This is a genomic window from Paenibacillus sp. LHD-117 (genome assembly GCF_030929555.1).
Taxonomy (GTDB): Bacteria; Bacillota; Bacilli; order Paenibacillales; family Paenibacillaceae; genus Pristimantibacillus.
Window position 1 is genome coordinate 32276 of the sequence record NZ_JAVFVT010000026.1, and the last position, 22872, is coordinate 55147.

At 48.0% G+C, this 22872-nt stretch carries 20 protein-coding genes and 2 pseudogenes; 16 read left to right on the forward strand and 6 right to left on the reverse strand.

The window, feature by feature from the left end; translation table 11 throughout:
• Nucleotides 1-87: 87 nt before the first annotated feature.
• Nucleotides 88-714 (reverse strand): DedA family protein, encoded by a 627-nt coding sequence (locus RB620_RS19505; RefSeq protein WP_308097198.1) that lies wholly within the window; start codon nucleotides 712-714, stop codon nucleotides 88-90.
• A gap of 205 nt (nucleotides 715-919) precedes the next feature.
• On the opposite strand from RB620_RS19505, the gene RB620_RS19510 reads away from it, so the two are divergent.
• The 14 genes and pseudogenes from RB620_RS19510 to RB620_RS19575 all read left to right on the forward strand — a co-directional run bounded on the left by RB620_RS19510 (nucleotide 920) and on the right by RB620_RS19575 (nucleotide 13634).
• Nucleotides 920-1174: a hypothetical protein gene (locus tag RB620_RS19510; protein ID WP_308097200.1), complete on the forward strand. Its 255-nt coding sequence runs from the start codon at nucleotides 920-922 to the stop codon at nucleotides 1172-1174.
• A 38-nt stretch (nucleotides 1175-1212) separates the two neighbouring features.
• Complete coding sequence (locus RB620_RS19515; protein ID WP_308097202.1) at nucleotides 1213-2142, forward strand: serine hydrolase domain-containing protein; 930 nt, start codon at nucleotides 1213-1215, stop codon at nucleotides 2140-2142.
• Nucleotides 2143-2553: 411 nt separating this feature from the next.
• Nucleotides 2554-2982 carry a metallothiol transferase FosB gene (gene fosB, locus RB620_RS19520; protein ID WP_308097204.1) on the forward strand — a complete coding sequence of 143 codons (429 nt, stop codon included), beginning with the start codon at nucleotides 2554-2556 and terminating at the stop codon, nucleotides 2980-2982.
• The gene (locus tag RB620_RS19525; protein WP_308097206.1) at nucleotides 2969-3760 is read left to right on the forward strand and encodes a GNAT family N-acetyltransferase; all 792 of its coding nucleotides are present in this window, start codon (nucleotides 2969-2971) and stop codon (nucleotides 3758-3760) included. The genes fosB and RB620_RS19525 overlap by 14 nt, the downstream gene beginning before the upstream one ends.
• 51 nt (nucleotides 3761-3811) lie before the next feature.
• Entirely contained in the window at nucleotides 3812-4171 is a 360-nt protein-coding gene (locus RB620_RS19530; RefSeq protein ID WP_308097208.1) for a VOC family protein, read from the forward strand.
• Nucleotides 4172-4249: 78 nt separating this feature from the next.
• Nucleotides 4250-4996, forward strand: a complete 747-nt coding sequence (gene hisA, locus RB620_RS19535; protein ID WP_308097209.1) for a phosphoribosylformimino-5-aminoimidazole carboxamide ribotide isomerase — start codon at nucleotides 4250-4252, stop codon at nucleotides 4994-4996.
• Nucleotides 4997-5155: 159 nt separating this feature from the next.
• Nucleotides 5156-5962 (forward strand): inositol monophosphatase family protein, encoded by an 807-nt coding sequence (locus tag RB620_RS19540; RefSeq protein WP_308097210.1) that lies wholly within the window; start codon nucleotides 5156-5158, stop codon nucleotides 5960-5962.
• Nucleotides 5963-5968: 6 nt separating this feature from the next.
• The gene (locus tag RB620_RS19545; RefSeq protein ID WP_308097211.1) at nucleotides 5969-6511 is read left to right on the forward strand and encodes an NUDIX hydrolase; all 543 of its coding nucleotides are present in this window, start codon (nucleotides 5969-5971) and stop codon (nucleotides 6509-6511) included.
• Nucleotides 6512-6587: 76 nt separating this feature from the next.
• A complete protein-coding gene (locus tag RB620_RS19550; protein WP_308097212.1) occupies nucleotides 6588-7505 on the forward strand; it encodes an AraC family transcriptional regulator in 918 nt (305 codons plus the stop codon).
• Between the two features lie 84 nt (nucleotides 7506-7589).
• Nucleotides 7590-8912: pseudogene (locus tag RB620_RS19555) on the forward strand (prolyl oligopeptidase family serine peptidase); the annotation flags it as partial.
• Between the two features lie 33 nt (nucleotides 8913-8945).
• Nucleotides 8946-9368, forward strand: a complete 423-nt coding sequence (locus tag RB620_RS19560; protein ID WP_308097281.1) for an S-layer homology domain-containing protein — start codon at nucleotides 8946-8948, stop codon at nucleotides 9366-9368.
• Nucleotides 9369-9590: 222 nt separating this feature from the next.
• Nucleotides 9591-11084 (forward strand): spore germination protein, encoded by a 1494-nt coding sequence (locus RB620_RS19565; RefSeq protein ID WP_308097213.1) that lies wholly within the window; start codon nucleotides 9591-9593, stop codon nucleotides 11082-11084.
• On the forward strand, nucleotides 11081-12250 hold the full coding sequence (locus RB620_RS19570) for a Ger(x)C family spore germination protein (RefSeq protein WP_308097214.1): 1170 nt from the start codon (nucleotides 11081-11083) through the stop codon (nucleotides 12248-12250). The genes RB620_RS19565 and RB620_RS19570 overlap by 4 nt, the downstream gene beginning before the upstream one ends.
• 280 nt (nucleotides 12251-12530) lie before the next feature.
• Complete coding sequence (locus RB620_RS19575; protein ID WP_308097215.1) at nucleotides 12531-13634, forward strand: GerAB/ArcD/ProY family transporter; 1104 nt, start codon at nucleotides 12531-12533, stop codon at nucleotides 13632-13634.
• A gap of 10 nt (nucleotides 13635-13644) precedes the next feature.
• Here the strand turns inward: RB620_RS19575 and RB620_RS19580 are convergent, their stop codons facing one another.
• The 3 genes from RB620_RS19580 to RB620_RS19590 all read right to left on the reverse strand — a co-directional run bounded on the left by RB620_RS19580 (nucleotide 13645) and on the right by RB620_RS19590 (nucleotide 16748).
• Nucleotides 13645-14415, reverse strand: coding sequence for a sugar phosphate isomerase/epimerase family protein (locus tag RB620_RS19580; protein ID WP_308097216.1), 771 nt, complete (start codon nucleotides 14413-14415; stop codon nucleotides 13645-13647).
• Between the two features lie 20 nt (nucleotides 14416-14435).
• Nucleotides 14436-15878 (reverse strand): GMC oxidoreductase, encoded by a 1443-nt coding sequence (locus tag RB620_RS19585; protein WP_308097217.1) that lies wholly within the window; start codon nucleotides 15876-15878, stop codon nucleotides 14436-14438.
• Between the two features lie 96 nt (nucleotides 15879-15974).
• Complete coding sequence (locus tag RB620_RS19590) at nucleotides 15975-16748, reverse strand: IclR family transcriptional regulator (RefSeq protein ID WP_308097218.1); 774 nt, start codon at nucleotides 16746-16748, stop codon at nucleotides 15975-15977.
• Nucleotides 16749-16900: 152 nt separating this feature from the next.
• Between RB620_RS19590 and RB620_RS19595 the strand changes: the two genes are divergently transcribed.
• Both RB620_RS19595 and RB620_RS19600 read left to right on the forward strand, forming a co-directional pair.
• Complete coding sequence (locus tag RB620_RS19595; protein WP_308097219.1) at nucleotides 16901-18001, forward strand: alpha/beta hydrolase; 1101 nt, start codon at nucleotides 16901-16903, stop codon at nucleotides 17999-18001.
• Between the two features lie 111 nt (nucleotides 18002-18112).
• Nucleotides 18113-19882 (forward strand): alkaline phosphatase, encoded by a 1770-nt coding sequence (locus tag RB620_RS19600; protein ID WP_308097283.1) that lies wholly within the window; start codon nucleotides 18113-18115, stop codon nucleotides 19880-19882.
• A gap of 811 nt (nucleotides 19883-20693) precedes the next feature.
• Here the strand turns inward: RB620_RS19600 and RB620_RS19605 are convergent.
• Nucleotides 20694-20822 (reverse strand): annotated as a pseudogene (locus RB620_RS19605) (group II intron reverse transcriptase/maturase); the annotation flags it as partial.
• 644 nt (nucleotides 20823-21466) lie between these two features.
• On the reverse strand, nucleotides 21467-22327 hold the full coding sequence (locus RB620_RS19610; protein WP_308097220.1) for a LysM peptidoglycan-binding domain-containing protein: 861 nt from the start codon (nucleotides 22325-22327) through the stop codon (nucleotides 21467-21469).
• Nucleotides 22328-22872: the final 545 nt, after the last annotated feature.

The following is a 22872-nucleotide window of genomic DNA, read 5'->3' on the forward strand; positions in this document are numbered from 1 at the left end:
CAAGGCAAGTCGAAGAAAACCCCTGCCGGAAGAGCTGCGTTCTCGCAACTCCGGCAGGGGCTTTACGTTTTTATGATCTTTAACGCGTTACATGTGCCGTTCCACGGAGGATGTTTTTTCTTTGCCGCGCGACTTCAGTCCGCGATAGACGAAGTAACCGGCCGCAGCCGCCGCAAGTGCCGCAAGTATCCATATCCCGTAGCGGTAGATCATATCCGCGATCTGCTGAACTTGATCGCCGACGAAGCTTCCGATCACGAAGTAGATCATCGTCCAGACGAATGCAGACGGGTAAGCGAACATGGCGAATCGTCCGAACTTCATCTTGTTCATACCCATCACGTAAGGCGTCACATGGCGGAGGAACGGCAGGCATAAGCTGATGCTGATGGCATATCCGCCGAACTTTTCGCTGAGCTCTTCGGAACGTTCGATGAACGCGCCGATATTCTTTTTGCTGCGGAACCAGTCCGACAGCTTGACTCCCGCGAACCGGCCGATGCTGTACCCGAAGGTCATCGCGGAACAAATGCCGAGGCATGTCATGATAAAGGCAGGTACCGGGGATAATACTCCGGCGGAGGCTAACGCTCCACCCGTCATGACGACGGCTTCGTTCGGAATCGGAAGTCCGATGAGTCCGAGGCATAAGACTAGGAACAACGCGGCATATCCCAATTGCTCGATAAAGGATAATAATAGATCGTAGGCCATTTGCTTTTACTCGCTTTCTATAAGTTACTGCCGGTTTATTAAAATAATCATCTTTATAAGGTACCATAATTGAAAGCCAATGAGAACCTTTCATACGTGCGAAGCCTGATGACGTTTCATGTTTTAACCATTTCGTAACTATTTCCATGCTTTGCTGGGGTAAGATGGGCTTAGAGAAATGGGAGTTCGAGGAGAGAACGTCGAGATGTGCTTTTTCCAACAAAAGGTGGCCGAACTGAAACGTTTCGAGTCCACGGTTTATACGATATGCCTATCGTTATCGGGCGAAGAAGGAACCGCTTGCGCGGCGGGGGAACGGGCGTTAATTCTTTTGTTTCAAGACAGCGAGTTCTGGCAAATGGACGAACAGCCGCGCAAGTCGCATCTGTTAAAGCTTTGCGTTCGCGCATGTATGGAGCATTCCGTCGTTGCGCAGCGTCCGGTGTCGCCTGCCATCTAAAGCTTGCGCGCATAAGACTTATATGCAGGAGCATTCAAATGTCGCTACAAGGGATTACGGATCAATTAAGAGATCGGCGGATATCATCCGTCATCGTCCATCAAGGTTCGAGCGTTGCGGTAGAGTGGCATGATCGGGGAGAAGACGCCGTCATGCCGCTCTATTCGTGTACAAAAAGCGTGCTGTCCGCCCTGATCGGCATTGCGATTGCACGCGGGGAGTTGCCCGGTACGGATGAGCCTCTGCGAACATTCTTCGACAAGGCCATCGTCGGAGGCAAGGAGGGGTGGCAAGATGTCACGGTCAAGCAACTGCTGACGATGACGCCTGGTTTCGATTGGCCGGACTTCGACAAGCCGTACAAAGCGCTCAGGAGGGCGAACGATCCTGTCGCTTTCGCGCTGGAGCAGCCGATGGCGCATACGCCGGGCAGCGCTTTTACTTACAATTCAGGCGGATCTCATCTGTTATCGGCTATTCTGACGGAAGTATCGGGAATGTCTGCCTTGCGTTACGCGAAGCGGCATCTGTTCGAGCCGCTCGGTTTCCGTGCCGCCAAGTGGACGGAGCGAAACGGCGTTAGCGAGGGAGGCACCGGACTTTCGTTGCTTGGCCATGATCTTGTTAAGTTCGGCACGTTGTACTTGAATCAAGGTTTATGGAACGGAGAGCAGCTGTTGCCGAAGGCATGGGTCGTGGAGTCTACGGCCATGCGTCACCGCGCTTTGCTCCTTTACGATCCGCCGATCTATGGCGGCTACGGTTATCATTGGTGGTGTTCGCCTGCCGAGCAGAACGGCTTGTCGGACTGTTATTTTGCATTCGGCCACGGGGGGCAATATTTAATGATCATCCCGGCGCTTGAGGCCGTCATCATGGTTCGCAAACAAATCACGAAGCGGAACGACGCCATTCAATCCCGCGATTTGATATTTAATTGGATTGTACCAATGATCCTCCAAAAGTAATGATCATCAACATTCATTCAAAGGAAACGTGAATATGATTCAACTCGAAGGTGAATCGATTATCAGGTATCGCGATGATCGGATTCGGGTTGGCGGCATTCGCCACGCTATTGTAAACAATGGAATCCCTCGTCGTCGAAAGTTGTCTTCATTTGGATGGGACAATGGGCCAGTTGCTTGCGAATCGACAATAGCACAACAGCGATCTACGAGATTCGATTTCATTAGCCAAGGCAGCTAGGCAAATTTACCCAAAACTAGCAAACTTCGAAGTTTAGGGCTTTATTGCCCTTCACAAAAGTTGTATAATCATGGAAGCTGCTTACCGACAAAGAACCCAACCTAAGAGAGGAAAACGATCTTGGGCTGGGTTGTTAGAGGTTTTCTCATTAGAAATGGAGATCAATAGCGATGAACGTACACTCTATCAATCATTTATGTTTCTCTGTATCCGATCTCGATCGATCCATCCGATTCTATGAACGCGTGTTTGAAGCAAAGCTAAAGGTCAAAGGCAGAAAGCTGGCGTATTTCGACCTGAACGGTCTGTGGATCGCTCTGAACCAAGAAGATATCGATCGGCAGAACAATGCCCGAACGTATACGCATATCGCGTTTACGATCGCGGAGGACGAGTACGAAAGCGAAGTAAGACGCTTGGATGAGCTTGAAGTCGAGCTCTTCACGGGGCGCCCGAGAGACGAACGGGACAAGAAGTCGATCTATTTCCTCGATCCGGACGGTCATATGTTCGAGCTGCATACCGGTACGCTTGACGACCGGCTTGCTTATTACAAGGCGGATATGAGCCATATGGAGTTTTACGATGAATCCAAATGAACGCGCGATCATACTCGTCCATTCCGAAATCGACTATATGTCGGATCGAATGACAGCGATGAAGGAACAAGACGGCAATCCGATGGGTGTCGACATGCAGCGGCTAGGCGACGCGGTCGCCTATTACAGCCGGAACATGCCATGGCCTCTTTTCAATCACGTCAAAGGCGCTTTGGCGCCTGAAGACGTCGAAGCCGCAATCGCTTTCTACGAGAAGCGGGAGCGCAAGGCTGAGTTCTATGTCTCCCCGGGCGTATTTCGCACGGAGACGCTGAAACTTCTTGCTGAACGCGGTTATTATCAATCCGCCTTCCACGTCTCGATGTATGCAGAGCCTACGTTTCAAGATCAACAGAATGACGATGTCATTCAAATCAGAAAACTGGACTCGGACGAGCTGCCTGTCTACGCCGAAATTCATTGTTTGGGCACCGGTCTATCCATCGAGGGCAAGGATCATGTAGCGGCCAATAATCGGCTGCTGCATGAGCGCCCCGGATGGCATTATTACCTTGGTTTATCGGAAGGGCAAGCCGCATCGGTCGGCGTCATGTTCGTGAAAGATGATGTCGCGTCCTTTACGTTCGCAGCAACGCTGCCGGAGTTTCGGAACAAAGGTCTCCATACGGCAATGCTGCGTGCAAGGCTTCGCGACGCTCGCGAGATTGGATGCCGGATTGTCGTCGCGCAGTGCGCATTTGGTTCCGCCAGCCATCGCAATATGGAACGGATTGGCATGAACATCGGCATGACCCGGTCGACATGGTCCAAACATTAGTTTACATAATAATAGTTATGAAAATTTAATTCCGAGGTGAGGGGCGATCTTATGCCAAGTCCTATCAAAAACCAAATCACAGGGATTTTCGTTCCGGTCAAGGACATCGAAGCCGCGAGAGCCTGGTATTGCGACTTGCTCGGACTCGAGCCGACGTACGATATACTCTCGGGACATCTCTGCTGCATTCCAATGAACAACAACGGGCAGAACGTTGTGCTGGACAGCAATGTTTATGCGCCGGACAATGTGTTTCAAACGCCCGCGTTCCACTTCGACACCGACGACATCGAGCTTGCTTATGCCTATATGAAGGAGAAGGGCATCGCGTTGACATCCGGCATCGAGCACGGTCATTGGTTCCGCTTCACGGATCCGGACGGCAACCATCTCATGATCTGCCGCTGCTAGCTCAATTCACGATTGCGATTCCTATCCGGTCTATGTCACAATGGTAGCAGCACACAACGAGAGAATTGAGGGTTAACATTGAAATTCAGACCTTGCATCGATCTTCATGACGGTAAAGTGAAACAAATCGTCGGCGAAACGCTAAACGAAGGCGCGATCGTCGAAAACTTCGTATCCGCACATGATTCCGTTTATTACGCAGAATTGTTCAAGAAAGACGGCCTCACTGGAGGTCATGTCATCATGCTGGGTCCGGGCAACGAAGCGGCCGCTCTGGCGGCTCTGCGACATTATCCGGGCGGCCTGCAGATCGGCGGAGGCATCAAGGCCGATAATGCGGCCTATTATTTGGAGCAAGGCGCGACGCATGCGATCGTGACGTCCTATATTTTCCGCGACGGGCGACTGGATGAAGAGAATCTCTCCCGCATCGTCGGCGAGACCGGCAAAGACAGGCTCGTGATCGATCTCAGCTGCAAGGAGAAGGACGGCAAGTGGTTCGTCGTGACGAACCAATGGAAACAATTCAGCGACTTTGAAGTGAACCCTTCCAATATTCGTTATTTGGAGCAATATTGCGACGAGTTTCTCGTACATGCCGTCGATGTCGAAGGCAAACAAAGCGGCATCCAGCAAAGCCTGGTGAAGGATTTGGCGGAATGGGTATCCATTCCGACGACCTATGCCGGCGGCGCAAGATCGATCGCCGACATGGAGCTGTTCCGCGAATTGTCAGGAGGCAAGTTGGATCTGACGATCGGCAGCGCCCTTGATATTTTCGGCGGCGCATTATCTTATGACGAAGTGGTGCGGTACGGGAAGTAAACGTCTTGAAGGAAGAAACCGAGTTCCGTTCGGTTTCTTTTTTTGCGTGATTGCGTGCCATGATTCGGTTTGCGTTGGCATGACAAACGATTTCGAGTCGATTATAATGTGAAACAATGGTTGGCGATATGCAATTACGGTATTGGGGGAGCATCCGGCATGTTGAAGCTAGCGAAAGAAGTCGCGATCGCGGCAGCCTATGAGGCTGGACGCCTGGCGAAAGAGAAGTTCGGCACGCTCGTTCGCATCGACGAGAAAGACGAGCATGGCGATGTCGTGACGGAAGTCGATCACGGCGCGGAACATATTATTTTGTCCAAAATCAAGGCCGCATTTCCCGACCATCGGATTCGCTCGGAGGAAATCGGGGACAATGAGGAACAGAGCGATTGGATGTGGCTGGTAGATCCGCTTGACGGCACGAATAACTTCGCGGTGGGGCTGCCGGTGTTTGCGATTTCGATCACGCTCGTCTACGTGGATCAACCGGTCATGGCCGTCATCTATGAGCCTATGACGGATCGATTGTCTGCGGCGATCGCGGGCGAAGGGGCGACTTGCAACGGAAACCCGATCTCGGCGGGACAAGCGGCGGTTCTGAAGAAAGCCAGAGTCGGTTGGATTCAGGGGCATCAAGTGCAAAATCAGCCAAGAGCCGTGCGGCTTAGGCATTCAATCGATGTGGAAGCGAAACGTATGATGAGATTATGGGCTCCGACGCTGCAATGGTGCATGCTCGCGAGAGGAGATTTAGACGCGATAATCGTCTATGATTCGGAAGGCGAGGATTTGTATTCGGGTTTGTTGATTGCTAAGGAAGCGGGATGCGAAATCGTCGATTTCGAAGGTCGATTATTTAACGGCGTTAACAATCAACCTTTTCTAATCGCATGTTTGCCGAGAAATCGGGAATATTTTATCCGCATGGTAGAAGCAGGGTTAAATCAAGGCTCCGGAGAGGAATAGATCGGCATGGATTTGTTGAGGGAGATTTATGAACGGGATCTGGGAATCAGCGATCGGGATAACACGGCAAGACGGCATGGCGGCCGGTTTTGGTTCAGCCAAACCGTTGTTGGCGTCGTCTACAACGACCAACATCAGATTGTCATGATCCATCGGAACGATGACCATTACGGTCTTCCTGCCGGAAATTCCGGCCCGGGTGAAGAAACGTCCCATGTGCTGCGATTAGAGCTTGACAAGCTTGGTGCAGGAGCATGGACGGTAGAGCCTGCGGATGAACTGGGTCTTGTCATCGAATACCGCGATTCGCTCGAATCGATCCAATTCGCATACGGATTTACCGCTCATGCGAGCGTACGAATATCCGATTTTCATACGGAAGCGGATTCGATTCTCCTACATGAAGCCTTGGAAGAAGAAGCTAATTTGGTGAAATGGATGTCGGTACATGAGGCTATCGCATTGCTCAATCGCCATTCTCCGAATAGTTATGAAGGGAAGTTTATTCAGGCGCGGGATCTGACTTTGTTGAAGCAATTACTTCGTTAGGGAGCGATAGCGCTTGACTGCCGCACTGCTTGGAAGCTTTATTTCCGCGATGGCTACTTTCAAGGGGGGTCACTGAATGGAATACAAATATGAAATGGTAAAAGTCGATGATTTTTGGCCGATTAAAATCATTATTCATACCACAGACAAACAGGGGTATATACCAAGACATTGGCATGAAAGTATTGAAATATCTTATGTTCTCTCCGGGATGATTGATGAAATTTATATAGACGGGAAGGTTTATGCATCCGGGCAAAGCGATATTGTCTTAATCAATTCCAATGCGATCCACTCTTTTTCAGTAAATAGAGGAGAAAACAGAAAGGCAATCACTATTCTTATGCCTTATGAATTTATCAAAGCTATTTATCCGGACCTTGATCAAATTGCCTTTGATTGTATCTCAATCGGTGAAAACGATTTACAGAAAAAAATACATTTTGATGAGTTGCGTGAGATTTTAGACTTAATCATAACTTTTTATGAAAATAAAGAGAATAACAACTTAACCCATATAAAAGTAACAAGTTTATCTTACGAGTTGGTTTATAACCTGTTAAAAAACTTTAAAGTTATGAAAAACGGTAACAGCAGGATCAAAGCAAGGAAATATCTCGAACGGTTAACCATGATTACGAATTATATAAGGGAAAACTATAATCAAAATTTATCTCTTGACTTTCTCTCAACCAAATTTAATTTATCGTCAGAATATCTTTCGCGGTTCTTTTTTAAATATACAGGAATGACTCTATTACAATATATCAATGCGATCCGTCTTGAAAAGTCGTATCCTGATTTAATGAATACCGATGATCCGATCACCCAGATTGCATTAAACCACGGTTTTCCGAATGAAAAGTCCTATAATCGAGTATTTAAAGCTGTCTATCTTGTAACACCTAGTCAATATAGGAAAGAGCAAAAAAAGTCAGGAATTGACCATAAACAGGCTGATAAAAGACAGGATATATTGTATCGCTTTCCTTAAAATATATGTAAGCGCCATCAATTTTAAAAATACTCAAATTAGTAGCGCTTACATTATGGAGAGAGAGCAGGAGGTATTAGGATTATGTTAAAGAGAACTAAAAAAAGCGTTAAAGCTGCATTGTTATGTACATTAGCAGCTGGTTCTGCCCTTTCTTTCAGTACGGGGGCAATGGCTGAGGAAGTGAAAACTCAGCATAGCTCAGGCTCATATCGGACGGTTACCGAAATTGAGGATTGGGGACCTGCCATAACAAAGGTCATCGTCGATATAGGCAAGCCGGTTCCGGTAAATTCTGTAACATCAGAAACATTCAAAGTACATGTGGCTAGAAGCGACAGCCGACTAGCCAAGCCCTTTCTAGAGGAAGGGTACAGGAAGGTTACAAATGCATATGTAGCGGACAAGAATGGAAAACCTGCCGTTCAAACAGGAAAATATGCCGTGTTGGAAATGGAAATTGGTCCAACTGTAACCTTAGGATCATCAATGAATTTTAATTTAGATACATTTCTAAACGACTGGATCGATAGTAAGTATACGATTACTCAGCAAAAAGACATTCTTACGCCTGCAGGGAAAGTTTCTGGATTGGTTGCGGATACATTTACTGGGGGAGTTAGAGAACTTGTAGATGATTTCTCTACCGGCAAAGCATCATATGATGGCGTTACTTTAACCTATGCCGATTATTCTCCAGCTAAGGATAAGAAAAAGAATCCTTTAATGATCTGGTTGCACGGCATGGGTGAGGGCGGTACAGATCCAACTATTGCGATTTCCGGCAATAAAGCCGTCAACTTTGCTACGGAAGAAATCCAATCCTATTTTGACGGGGCCTACGTATTGGCTCCTCAAACGCCAACTTATTGGATGGACGGTTTTACGGGATTTGGAGATGGGACTTCAAAATATGAAAAAGCTCTTATGGAATTGATCAAGGATTATGTTGCAAATAACAAAGATATTGATCCCGATCGAATTTATATCGGCGGGGACTCCAATGGCGGATATATGACGATGCTTATGATACGTGACTATCCGGAGTACTTTGCAGCAGCATTCCCAACATGCGAGGCTTTAATGGATACGCTTATTTCAGATGAAGACATTCAGAGTTTGAAAAACCTTCCCATTTGGTTCATTGCGGCTGAAACAGATAAAGTCGTACCTGTAAATGAGTATGTCGTTCCGACCTATAATCGCCTAGTCCAAGCAGGAGCAAAGAATGTTCATCTATCCTTGTTTGATAACGTGATTGACACTTCAGGCATATACAAGAAAGCGGACGGCACGCCATTCGAATACGATGGACATTGGTCATGGATTTATGTATATAACAACGATGTATCTAAAACGATCAATAGATCTGCAACTACTCTAATGGAATGGATAGCCGATCAGTCAAGCAGCAGCATTACTCGCGCCGAGTTTATCTCCATGATCGTGAAAGGTCTTGACATTAGGCCGGAATCGGGCGCGCCGTTCTCAGACGTTGCCGCCGATTCCACGTACGCGGGAGACATTGCCGCAGCGAAGGCCCTCGGACTGATCAAAGGCAAGTCCGCCGCAACATTCGATCCGAACGGCACGATTAGCCGCCAGGATATTGCTGTTATTCTTGCCAATGTGCTGGCTTACCTGGGCCACAGCACGGACGCCAACGTATCGGCGCTTGAAGCCTTTGCCGATTCCGGTGCGATCGCACCGTACGCGAAGTCCGCTGCAGCGCTTATCGTTGATCAAGGCATCATGATCGGCAAGTCCGAATCGAAGTTCGAACCGAAGGCAGACCTGACAAGAGCCCAAGCGGAGGACATCGTGATTCAACTGTTGGACGCACTTGAGCCGGGCAACGCGTAACCGGCGTAGCCCGTCCAAATGCCATGGCCGCCTCGCAACCTGCGGGGCGGCCGCTTTTTATGTCCATAACCCCCAGAGATTTACTCAATGAAGCCCCATGCCCTTACAAGGCAAGGGGCTTCTTCGGTTCAATTCAGCACGCAAGATGGATGCATACTGACTCATCATTGAAGGAACAATAGAAGAAGTTCCAGTTTCTCCAATGAAAGGTAATGACATGAGATGGGCAAACATACGATATCGCAGCATTTGGAGGAGAATCAGAAACGGATCGAGGATACGTTCGCAGCCTGCAAGGATCTAGTCATCCTTCCTTGGAGGTATGGAAGCGGGCTTGAACATGCCGCATTCTCCGTCTACTTCGATACGCTTGTTCAAGATAAAAAATTCAATTACATGAAAGAAACGCTGCAGGACCTCGTGTCGCATGAAGTCGGCCCGGGAGAGGACATTACTCCTGAGGATATCATCCATTTTTTTGATCGGAACGGGGTGTCAGCCCAATCCTCAGCGGTCATTGAGCATTACGATCAAGCCGTTCAGCACATTCTGAATGGCAATGTCGTTATTTTCTTCGACAAGTGGAATCACGCGCTAAGCTATCCTGCTCTTGGCCTTGAGATGAGACAAATTTCCGAGCCGATCACGGAACCTGTCGTTCAAGGGCCGCACATGAGTACGATTGAGGACCTTGGCAAAAATATCGGTTTGATCAGAAGTCTTTTGAAATCGCCTAAACTCAAATTCGCGATGTTGACGGTCGGAGCGGAAAGCAAGAGGGTCATCGCATACGGCTATTTGGACGGGGCGGTGAATCCCGAAACGTTAGATGATTTCCGGCGGCGAATCGAACAGATTGGCGAGGAAGAAGTGCTGGAGACATCCTATCTGGAGGAGTGGATCGAGGAGTCGGCTTATTCGCCCTTTCCCCAAGCGCGATATACGGAGAGGCCGGATGCCGCCGTCGCTTCACTGCTCGATGGAAAAATTATTGCTCTCGTTAACGGAACGCCGACGATATTAATTTGTCCTTCTAAATTTTTCGAGTTTTTTTCGGCGACCGAAGATTATTACCAACGAGCCGTATTTTCAAGCTTAATTCGTCAATTGCGGTTCTCCGCATTTTTGATGGCGCTGCTTCTGCCAAGCATCTATATCGCATTATCCACCTTCCATTCCGAGCTGCTTCCTACCGTATTGCTGCTCGCGATTCTCGATACTCGGGAAGGCATTCCGTTCCCAGCCTTCGTGGAAGCGTTAATTATGGAGTTTTTTTTCGAATTGCTGCGCGAGGCCGGCATTCGGTTGCCGCGTCCGATCGGCTCCGCCGTCAGCATCGTTGGCGCTCTCGTCATCGGACAGGCCGCGATCCAGGCCAAAATCGCATCGCCGGTCATGGTTATTATCGTTTCGCTGACCGGTATTGCTTCCTTTGCGCTGCCGCAATACAGCATGGCGGTCGCATTGCGAATTATGAGGTTTCCTCTCATGATACTAGCGGCAACGCTTGGAGGCCTTGGTATTATGTTCGGGCTGATATTGGCTTTTCTGCATCTGGCTTCGCTCCGAACCTTAGGTCAGCCGTATCTGTCGCCAGTAGCGCCGCTTGATATAAAACAATGGAGAGATGTCTTTCTCATCTTCTCGCGCAAAACTTTACTTCAATCCCCGCGCAATCGGCATCTTCACAGAAAGACGGGTGGGAGGAGCAAATGACGATGAGATCACGCCTGGCTGTCACGATTTCCATAGCCGCCTTATTTCTGCAAACCGGGTGTTGGGATCATGACGAGCTGACCGAATTTGGTTATGTCCAAGCAGCCGCGATCGATGCTGCGGAAGATGGGAAGCTTGAGCTCACCACTCATTTCTATCGGCCGTCGGGCGGCGAACAATCAGGGGAGAGCGGCAAAAGCGGCAAAGGCGGGATCAATATTAAGACGAAAGCGAAAACCGTGTTCGAAGCGGTTCGCGACATTCCCATTCATTTTGGGCGTAAGGCCAAGTGGGATCATATGCGCGTTATTCTGATCGGGGAAGAGCTGGCCAAAAAACAGAATATAGGAGACATCCTCGATTTTTTCTCAAGAGACCATGAACCTAGAGACACGATTTCGGTGTTGATTGCAAAAGGCAAAGCTAGCGATTATTTGGATACCAAACCTTTGATTGAGCATACGATTGGCCAGCAAATGCTGAAAATGGAGGAGACGACTTCGACGTATACCGCCAAGACGACACACTTTCTGCTGCTCGATTTGGCGATCCAATTAAAGAGCGAAACGAACACAACGTTGGTGCCGTTTATGTTCAGTCCTAACAAACAAAAAGAGATATCGATTGCGGGGTTTGCCGTTATAAAAGACGGAAAGATGCGGAAGACGCCATTGTCTCCGCAAGCGATCCCCCCATTGCTGATGCTGATTAATCAGTATGATCAAGGCGTGCTTGAAATCCCATGTTCCGATCAGGCTTTGGCCGATAAGGGAATGAAGGAAGCTTTGGAGGTCAAATCGTTAGTGACGAAACTAAAGACGAGTATCAAAGATGAATCCGTCAGCGTTCATGTAACGACCAAATTGAGCGGATCGGTCGCGGAGCTTCGCTGTTCGACGGTAAAAACAGAAGAAGAGCAGAAAAAACTCGAACATACGATCCAAAATCAAGTGGAGCGGGACATGAGGAAAACGGTGGAGCGGCTTCAGAAAGAACAGCTGGATGTACTCGGCCTCGGAAATTCCATTTACAGAAAACATCCCTCGTTATGGAAGAGTTGGAAGCCGACATGGGACAAGCGATTCTCGGAAATCCGATTCGATTTCAAGACGGAGGTCAATGTGGTGAACACGGGTACAATCGTTGGTACGCCTTTCTCAAAATAAGGGAGGAACAGCGGGATGTGGATTCGAATCTGTTTTTTGCTAATGCTGTACCTTTCGATATTCGCAAGCGATCTCCCCAAGTGGAAGCAGTTGGACAGGAAGACTCGAATGGCTTACGGGGCGCTGTTGCTGCCTGCGATCTATTTGAGTGTTATGTTTGCGACAGATCAGCCATGGCCAACCCTTATTAGCTTATTCAAACTCGTTTTTTTAGAGCCTGCCCTACGCATTGTCGAATCTATCAAGCTGCCTTCATAAACTGAAACATAAGGAGTATGCCATGCAAAAACAAGAAATCGTCAGCTCATTCCAAATGTCCATGCTGTTTCTCGCCTTTCTGACCGGCTCGTCCATCGTCAATATTCCGGCTCCGCTGACCGGCGCAGCCCGGAACGGGGCATGGATATCGGTATTGCTCGCCGCTGCGATGGGGGGGCTTCTGTTATTCGGCGTCCTTTATCTTCACCGAAAATTTCCCGGTATGACGTTCATCCAATACGGACGCCAAACGCTCGGGAAATGGCCGATGGCGATGATTTCGATTCCGTTCCTCTTGACCACCTTTTCGATGTTTTCAAGCATCCTCGTCGATATTGGCGGATTTTTCAGCAGCACGATGATGGTGGATACGCCTTCTTTTATTGTCCAAACTCTGTTTATTGTGCTGTCGGCGCTCACGGCTCGCGCTGGGATCGAAGTGATGGCCAGAATGTTCGTCGTTCTGATCGTCTTGATGTATGGCGCTGTTATTGTGGTTTTGGTTCTCGTGGCACCGCATTATCATCCGGAGTATCTCTTGCCCGTTATTCCGGAAGGCATAAAGCCCGTTCTCCATGGAGCGTACATCATATATGGCTTTCCGTTTACCGAAATCACCTTAATCTCGATGCTGCTTCCTTTTATCCGGAAAGAAGATGCCGGCACAACGGGCAAATACATGCTCTATGCGATTGTGATTTGCAGTGTCGTGTTGGTAGCGGCGGTCATATGTTCAATTATGGCTTTTGGTCCCTTGAGCGGCATATTTAAGTTTTCCGTATTTCGATTGGCCAGAATGATTCAAATCGGCGAGATTCTCGAAAGGGTCGAATCGATGATCGGGTTCTCGTTAATTGCCGGCTCCTATATGAAAGCCACCATTGTTCTATTCATTCTGAAGACGGCTTTGACGCAGCTGTTCAACTTGCAGGATGACCGGATCTTGACCTATCCCGCAGCGCTATTCGGGTTGCTTCTTTCGATCACTTCCTATAAAAATGAAGTCGGGTTTCTCGAGACTTCGTTGATTGTCTGGCCATTACTAAGCAATATTATGTTTACAGTGCCGCTGATTTTGATTATGGTGGTCGCATCCTTTAGACGGCAAAAGCCGAAAGGGGGATAGAAGCCGCCCATTACGCGACTCCGATCGATTTCAAATAGTTCAAGCTCGACTGTGCGCTTGCCATTGGATGCGGGCTGACATCCTGTTCGACGAAATAATAGTGAACGCCCGCTTCTTTGATCACGCGAAATACCGAAGGCCAGTCGATGACCCCTTGGCCTACTTCCGTCATTTCCCCGGAGGGAGCCATATCCTTGACATGGATCAGCGGAACGATCCCTTTGTAGGCGAGGAGAGTGCTCTTGGGATCCAGCCCTGCTTTCCTCGCCCAGTACAGATCGATCTCGAGCTGCATAAGATCGGTTCCGACATCCGCAAGCAACCGATCGAGGATCGATTGCCCGTTTAGTTGTTCAAACTCGTGGTCGTGGGGGTGATACAATAGCTGCATGCCGCGGCGTTTCAACAGTCGTGCGATATTGGTCAACAAGGAAACGGTGGCTTGATACTCTTTATGTTCAAACGATTGAGGCGGCAAGCTGATAACGAGATAACGAATGCCAAGAGTTGTCGCGTAATCGATTTGTTGTTGCAGGTCGTCATCCAGCGTGAAGAAGGAGGAGACGGCCTGCAAACCGAGCTCGGATAATGTCCGTTTTATTTCAACGGATGGAATAGTCCCATACCCCGCAAACTCGACCATCCGATATCCCATCTCCGCTACTTGTTTTAGTGCTCCGAAAAAATCCTTATTGATTTCGTTGCGTATCGAAAAAAGCTGCAATCCCGGAGGGATCTTGGACATCTCCCATAACGAATCGCCGAGTCTTCGAAATTTCATCGCATTCCCTCCATAACTGATTATTTGAGGCGATGGATGATGGCATCCGCCGTTCGAATCGCGAGAGCGACCGTGGTCAGCGTCGGATTCGTGGCGCCGACGGAGGGGAGGACGCTGTTATCCGCCACATACAGGCCGGAAACGCCATGAATTTGGCCAAATGGATTCGCGGATGATGTTCTCGGATCAGTCCCCATGCGGCATGTTCCGGCCTCGTGATAATCGCTCCCCGGAAGTCCCAAACATATGTTGGAATCATTCGATAAGGATTGCCCGCTGATGCCGGCCCATGCCCGCTTCATGGCCTCGGCTGTTTGCCGAATGACATGAATATCCGCGTCGCTGTATGAGAACTGAACTTGCGCCAGAGGAACTCCGTATGAATCCTTGCGAAATGGGTCCAAATAGAGAAAGTTCTCATATCTGGTTTCTACTTTACCGAAGCCGGCCATGATGAATGGAGCGGTGGCAGCATTCATGTCCGGAATGCCAATCCTGCCAATTTGAATTTGATATGGGGATCCAGCCCTGTGCGGGATGAGCACATGCACGAATGATTGCAGGTCGGAAGCGTTTCGGATGATCGCGGAACTGACTTGAAACAGGCGGGAATGGTTCACGAGATAATGTCCGATGGCGGTTCCATTGATGCCAGAGTGCAGCAGAAGACGGGGAGTTTCATAACTATTCGCCGAAAGAATGACGTTTTGGGCTCTAATCCTATACGTTTTTTTATCCTGTGACATCGCCTCTACGCCGATTACACTTCGTCCGTCGGACAGTACTCGAACGGCTCGCGACCGGACGGCCAATTCGAATGGACGATGCCGCAATGCATAAGCCAAAAACGAGATGGAACTAAAATGCATCCCGAATTGGATCGGCTCCCGGTTCATTGCGAGAGGAGCGGCGACAGCGTCCGGAAATCCGCTTTCGCGCAACCGTTGTATGATCAAGTGTTGAAGGGAAGAGGGGCTTCCGAACGATGGAGTGACGTTCATCACTTGTTCGGCGATGGCGTAATAATGAGCCATTTCGTTTGGCGATACAGGCCAGCCTGTTAGCTCAGAGGCGTCGAATCGAGGACTGACGCCGGTCCAGAACAATGTTTTTCCTCCGAGGGCGAACACTTCCCTAGCTCCCGGCAAGTCAGGAAATAAGTTTCCGTATGGCTGCGAGATTTCGGGATTAATAAAATATTCATAGGCGCGAAATCCAGAGAGGGTGGCCACATTCATGGCATGAGTCGGCAGCAGCAGGTCTCCGGCTTCCACAACCGCGATTCGTTTCCCGCTTCCACTGAGACGCTCACACAATCGCCAAAGCGCCGCGCCGCCGCCGGCTCCACTGCCGACGATCAGCACATCGTACGGATGTTTAGCCATTTCTTCCAATGGAATCGTAGGTATCCATTCTTTCAAGTAACGGGAATCCGGCGGGCAATATGGCGGAATGCCGTTCATAAGATCAACTCCTTGCCGCATCATTCAAAGCCTAGTCATCATCTAGTTGAATGTATGCGGTTCGAGTCCCTATAATACTGCTGCTTACGACGTACATTACATCAGATAACCGAACTGGCGCGATATCTCCTTCGCCGTCTTCACGACCTTATTCACGTAAGTCGTTATACGCTGTTCATCCATTCGATGCTTTAGAGCAACTAACGTAAGAACCGAGATGACAAGGCCGTTCGCATCTCGAAGCGGTGCGGAAATAGAGACGATGTTGTCGTGATATTCCCCATTTGAGACGCAATACCCCAGCTCGCGAATGCGTCCGATCCGCTCTTTAAGCTCACCCGGGTCGGTGACGGTGGCGGGTGTATGTTTCGTCAAGGGACGGCTCAATATTTTGCTCAAATTGAATTCGTCTTGAAAGGCGAGCAGCATTTTACCGGAGGCCGTGCAATGAACAGGGGCTCTTCCGCCAACGTAAGTCGTAATCTCTTCATGCTTAGCCGGATCTGTTTGATAAATGTATGCAACTTCATTTTCTTCCAATACAGCCACTCGCAATGCTTCGGACGTATCGTGGGCGAGGCGCTCGATAAGGGGGGAAGCCGCTTCCGCCAGATCCGAATAGGAGGTGAGAATCACATTATAGAGCGAGACAATGCGTTGGCCAAGCCTATATTTGTTGGTGATCGGGTCCTGGTAGACGAAGCCTTCATTCAATAAAGTGGACAGCAGCCGGCTGGCTGTGCTCTTGCTAATTCCCAGATCACGGGCTATCTCGGTTAATCTATGCTCGGGCTTCTGAATCGTAAACGACTTCAGGATTCGCAAGGCGTTGCTAACGGATGATAAGGTTTGTGGATTGGTATGTTTCACATTCGGTTCCCCCAAAAAATTAATAGACTGTTCCGTATAGAGAAACAATCGCGTTGTTCGCAACGATAACTTGCTATTATTATACATTTAGCTAGTGTTGATTCCAATGAGGTACTTTAGCTATTACTACAAACCGATGGGAGATGCGAGTCATGAACAATAACGATCAGTATCAGCAGTTGGTTTCTCGTCTCCAGGATAAGGCCGTAAGCGTTCTAAGGGACGATTACGAGTTCGTTGTTAAGCCAATCCCCGACTCCGACGAGACGGGACGATTGGATCCGCGAGTATTCGAGATTCAGAAGGCTTTCGCCATGTCTGCAACTGAAATGCCCAAGATAGATCCTTCCAATTTGCATGAATTCGTCCAAGGGATGCGGTCAATGATGGGCTGGGACAACCTTGACATTACGCTGGACCCGATTGATACCGCTTACAAGGTAATCGAAGGGACGAACGGACTGATACCGATGCGCATTTATTCGCCATCCCGCGAGGGACTAAAGCCGGCCATCGTATTTTTCCATGGCGGAGGATTTATTGGAGGAACCGTCGACGTCGTCGAGAATCCTTGCAAGGCATTAGCCGAAAAGGCGGGAGCTGTCGTCGTGAACGTCGATTACCGGCTTGCGCCTGAACACGCATATCCCGCAGGGCTGAATGATTGCTTCGAGGCCGTTCAATGGGTATACGAGCATGCCGAAGAGCTCGGCGTCAATCCGCAGCAAATCGGAGTTGCCGGCGACAGCGCAGGGGGGAACATGGCAGCGGTATGCGCCCTTATGGATCGCGATCAAGGAACGGGCATGATTCGTTATCAGGCGCTTATTTATCCGACCGTCAATATGGGCAATATCGAAACGGAAGATTTCCGTTGGAGTCTGGATGAATACGAAATTCGCGATCATCGCGAGCTGATCGTAGGCGGCATCCAAGAATTAGGCGAGGGCAGCGACATGATCATTCAGCTGTATCTGCAGAATCGTGCGGAGCTAACGGATCCTTATTTCGCGCCGCTGCTTGCAGATGATTTGACTGGCCTGCCGGAGACGCTGATCGTGACGGCGGAGTATGACTACTTAAGAATTGAGAACGAAGCTTTCGCGAGGAAATTAGCACGCACGGGCATCGCAACCAAGCTTATTCAATACAATGGCATGGACCATGCATTTATGGATAAAATCGGGCAATATCCGCAGGCGGAAGATTGTATGAGCGAGATCGCAAAGGATGTTCGGAGGATTTTTGCTTAATATACGAAGAGTGTACGCAGACTTGCAAAATTGAGGCATCCTATCGGGAGGTGAGAACAAAACAAATACACGATGCCGCAAGGACTGATCAAATGAGGTAATATCTTGAAAATGGGGGAAACAGAATTGGAAAAAACTTATAAGCGTTTTCTATTATCCGGATTGGCACTTTCCCTGCTATCGGCAGTGTTGGCAGGGAGCGCGTTGGGCGCAGAGACAAACACGAATGCCGCTCCCGCAGCCGCACCGTCCAAAAACTTGATTATTATGATCGGCGACGGAATGGGAACGGCGCACGTTACCGCAGCGCGGTATTATGCTAGAAAGTTTTTGAACAAAGATCAATTGGAACTGGACAACTATTTTGTCGGCACAGCTTCAACCTACTCCGAGCAAAGTCCTTATACAACGGAATCAGGCGCTGTTACGGATTCATCTGCAGCAGGCACTGCATTTGCAACAGGAAAAAAAACCTACAATAACGCGGTTAGCGTATCCAATGAAGATATTGCGAAGCCGCATGCCTCCGTCATCGAGGCAGCCATGAAAATCGGCAAATCGACCGGCCTTGTCACTACGGACACCCTCACGGGAGCAACGCCAGCGGTATTTGCCTCCCACGTCCGCTTGCGGTTCAATCAAAATGCTATCGCCTCCCAGTATGTGGACAGCGGTGTAAACGTCCTTCTTGGCGGCGGTAAAGCCTCCTTTGTGACGCTAGAGGAAAAGGGGACGCGCACCGACAAATCGATTATTGCGGATTTTGAGGCTAGAGGCTATCAAACCGTTAATGACGCGGCGGGATTGGATGCATTGCCTGCTAACAGCGATAAGGTGCTTGGACTTTTCGGGATGAAAACATTGCCTTATGTGATCGATCGCCGGGATAATAAAACGCCTAGCTTGTCGCAAATGACGCAAAAAGCGATCGACATTTTATCCAAAAACAAGAACGGCTTTACACTGCTAGTCGAAGGCGGGGAAATCGACCATGCCGCACACTCGAACGATTTTCCGGCCGCTGTTCAAGAAGTGTTGGACTTTGATGCAACCGTAAAAATGGTCATGGACTTTGCAAAAAAGGACGGCAATACTTCTGTCGTCGTTACCGCAGACCATGAAACAGGCGGTTTGACTGTTGGTAATACGGTCATCTCAAGTACAGGTTTGGCTTACCAACTGGACATTAATCTTTGGAATCAACCCAAACTTTCCGGCGATGCTATGGTGAAACTTTTGATGGAAAATACTACGACGGAGAACATTCGTAAAGTTGTAGCCGAACACACGGGTTTCACTGATCTTACCGATGCGGAGGTCGCCCAGATCAAGAGCGGCTTGAACCCGGATCTTCCCTCTCAGCTTCGCGCAAGCGGTTACAATAATGTGATTGCTAGGCGCCTCGGCGTAAATTGGGCGACTCCCGGCCATACTGCTGTGGATGTAGGAGTTTGGGCATATGGACCGATCGCTTCCCTTGTAAAAGGCGCCATCGATAACACCGACATCGCGAAAAGCGGCGCTAAAGTGATTGGCGCAGATTTGGACGCTGCTTCGGCAGAGCTGCAATCCAAATACCTTTATCCGATGTATAAAGTTACAAGTGAAAAGACGATTCTGTATCCTGCAAGAGCGATGGCGAATGCGCTGGGAATTACCGTGAAATGGGACGAAGCCACACGCACAGTAACACTGAGTAAAGGGGCTAACCAAGCAACGATAAGCATAGTTACGAAAGCAGTGAAAATCAATGGAGCTGACAGCGCGTTAGTTGGCATTGTTGATAAAGGAAAGTTGTACTTGCCTTTGGACGTATACAACAAACTGACTGGTAAGAGCATGACATGGGATACGCTGTCAGAAAGACTTGTTCTGAACTAAGCTAAATAATGAATGATGAAAAAGGCAGGGGGACGCAGTTCCTCTGCCTTTTTTGGTGCGCCACGCATGGCGATTAACTAGGCGGTGAAAGTCTGCTGGTGAAATTGCCGAAGGAGCGTATGGATTAGGGAAAGCCGGCAGCGGTTATTTTTTATGCCTCTAAATGTAATAGTTACGATTAACTGAGATTGATGATGGGAATGATGAGAATAGTTAGATCAGAGTTTAATTGTTTACATAACATTGATTATGGAATCTAATATCAAGATTGATTCAAAGTTGAATGTCAATCGACGCGATAAATCATGTTTCGATTCAATTGTGTTCGTTGAACTTGTTCATGGATGAACCGTATATTGAACCTGAATGAAGATTTGCGTACAACGGATTACGAGCAGATCGCAGCAGAATTAATATCGAATAGATACGTGATCATGATATGAACATAAAATGATTAATCTATAAAGGAAATGCCAGGATGCGACTATAAGTATTCAAAAGCTGGTTAAGATGATTATGCAGTACGGTATCAGCCATTCGTAATGACTCCGACTATACTTTTTCACAAAACTCGTATTTTGTACATATGTATGTAAATCGAATTAAGCCTTACTACGACTGCTCCCTGTAGATGTCCATTGACACAATATTACCCTCAATGATGAATCAATCATGCCCCCATTCGATTTATTGACACAAATACACCTGCAATCATGAAGTTGATTGTGGGTGTATTTGTGTCAATTTGATTTGAGCGATGTTAGTTGAATGAACCGAACACGCGCTTTTCTCCTCATTGACCTTGAGTTTCAACTTTCCCGAAGAATTGCGCCAAGTCGATGTCGACTACAAATGGATATCCTTCCCGGATAAATCGCTGGGCTTGCCTCACGGCGTCATGCCATCTCTTCCCTGGGCGGAAACCGAAACTGTGCGGAGAATTGGCAATGCGTGCCAAATAGCCCTCCCTTATGCAAGACGGCATCGAACTTATTATGGGGTACCGCCAACAAAACGCGGAAAACGTACGCTAAGCAATTCGTTGCATAAAAAAGCGAACTCTCCCTTACTCTACAAGGGGGAGTCGCTTTCGTAAACCGAAGCCCAGCAAAGTTAAACTAACGTGCCCGTTAGGGTATAGGATTTCCTTCTTGTGACATGATACTTCCAAATCGTAATTTAATAAACTTAGCCATTAAATTTAAAGGGGGGTCCAGCCAAAATTTTAACTAAAATATACGCTAAGGATGTTTTTTGTCTTCCCGGCAAGGTTTTTCACTACTCTTTAGCCATGATCGATAAACATCATTAGCGGTCATCAATAGGCCGGGAAGTGGCTCGTTACGTCCGCTAAGGTTGTCAGGAACGTCGAGAATGCATATCCACTAATGCTAAGCGTATAGAACAGTCAAAATGTTGGCGCTGCCCCTTCTAGATGAGTATTTACTTCATGGCTTACTTTTTATGAAGTTCGTCATTTTACACAATTTTATGGACTCAACTCCTCTTACCCAGTCCGGCATGATGAAGCGCAGCGGAATGGCTGATCTACTTTAGAAGCAACAATATTTTAGAACCGTTTTATTAAATTCTAACTGGGATCAATATTCTTTGACCGATATATAAATAAACATTTGGATTAATGTTGTTCCACTGGGAAATGGCATTGATTGTAATACCGTATCTTTGGGCGATTAACCACAATGTTTCACCACTTCTGACAATGTGAACGAACTGCCCGATCACCCTTAATCTTGACCAATCAAACAACCTTCCCGGGTCAGTCCTCCTGCCCGGGGCATACTCATCATGTCCGACAACATGCTGCCTGTCTCTTACTATCGAGGGATGGCGCTTAATAATTTCATCAAGAAGCAAATTTAAAGAGCGGTACTGAGCATCTGTGTAACCAATATTTGAGGGAGAAATCATATCGTATGTCTGGGATGGAAAAAAGGGCAGCATCTCATCACGGGTTCCAATTGCCATTAATTCTATCCCGATTGAATATTCATTTAGCCGGTTTTCGTATCCAGGAAATCCTGGTAGGCTCCCTTGTCCTGCATGGTACGCAACGCGATTTTCATCGACCAGTCGATAAATCTCTCCATTTCTTCCAATCAAGTAATGTGAAGAAACCCCACCATTTAAAAAAATACGATAAATATCCTGGACATCGTAAGGATTACGTGGATTATTAGCTGCATTGGATATGAAGTGAATAACCACATGCGTTATATTCTCTGTTCTAGGCTTTGAGTTTTGCAATGGAAGATAGTAATTCTGAATGGATACAGGTCTTTCAGGAATTTTTAGTGCAGTTCCGGGATAAATCGTATTTGGGTTTTGGATGTTATTCACACTAATGATTTCTAGGACAGATGTATTGTATTTTTGTGCAATTTGCCATAAGCTTTCCCCTGGCTGAACAACATGAGTTGCCATTACACAACCCTCCCTCTGCGTAGCATCCCTTATATATATTAGAATGGGAAGCGATAATTGTCTAAGAATATTCCTCCCTGGTTTTACACACTAATCCTACATGGCCTGACGGCCACCACCATGGATGAAAATGGAGCTTGCGCATCCTTCGTTCATTTGCGGTAATGGAAGTGCGCTGTTATGCTTCGCGACAAGGTACCTTATCTTGAAGCAGGAGCCAATTATTTAGGATCACGCGTGAAGACGGTTGATTACTGGGTTCGAAAGGTTAATCAAATGGGCTTCCAAGTTGAACTTAAAGAAAGTTCAATAGCTTAACCCATAAAATGGAATCAAGAAAAACAAGGGAAATCTTTTTTGTCACTGCGACTGCGGCGCTTTAAAGCAAAGTGTTATTTTCGTATAACTTAAAAGACAATGAAAAAGATTAAACTTTTTGACTAGAGCATCGATCCTTTGGTGGTATTGTACCTCGTTCTTGAGCGCGTTGGGACGTAGCGGATCGATATTGAACAGCTCCCGCCACATAAAGCAAGCTGGAACGC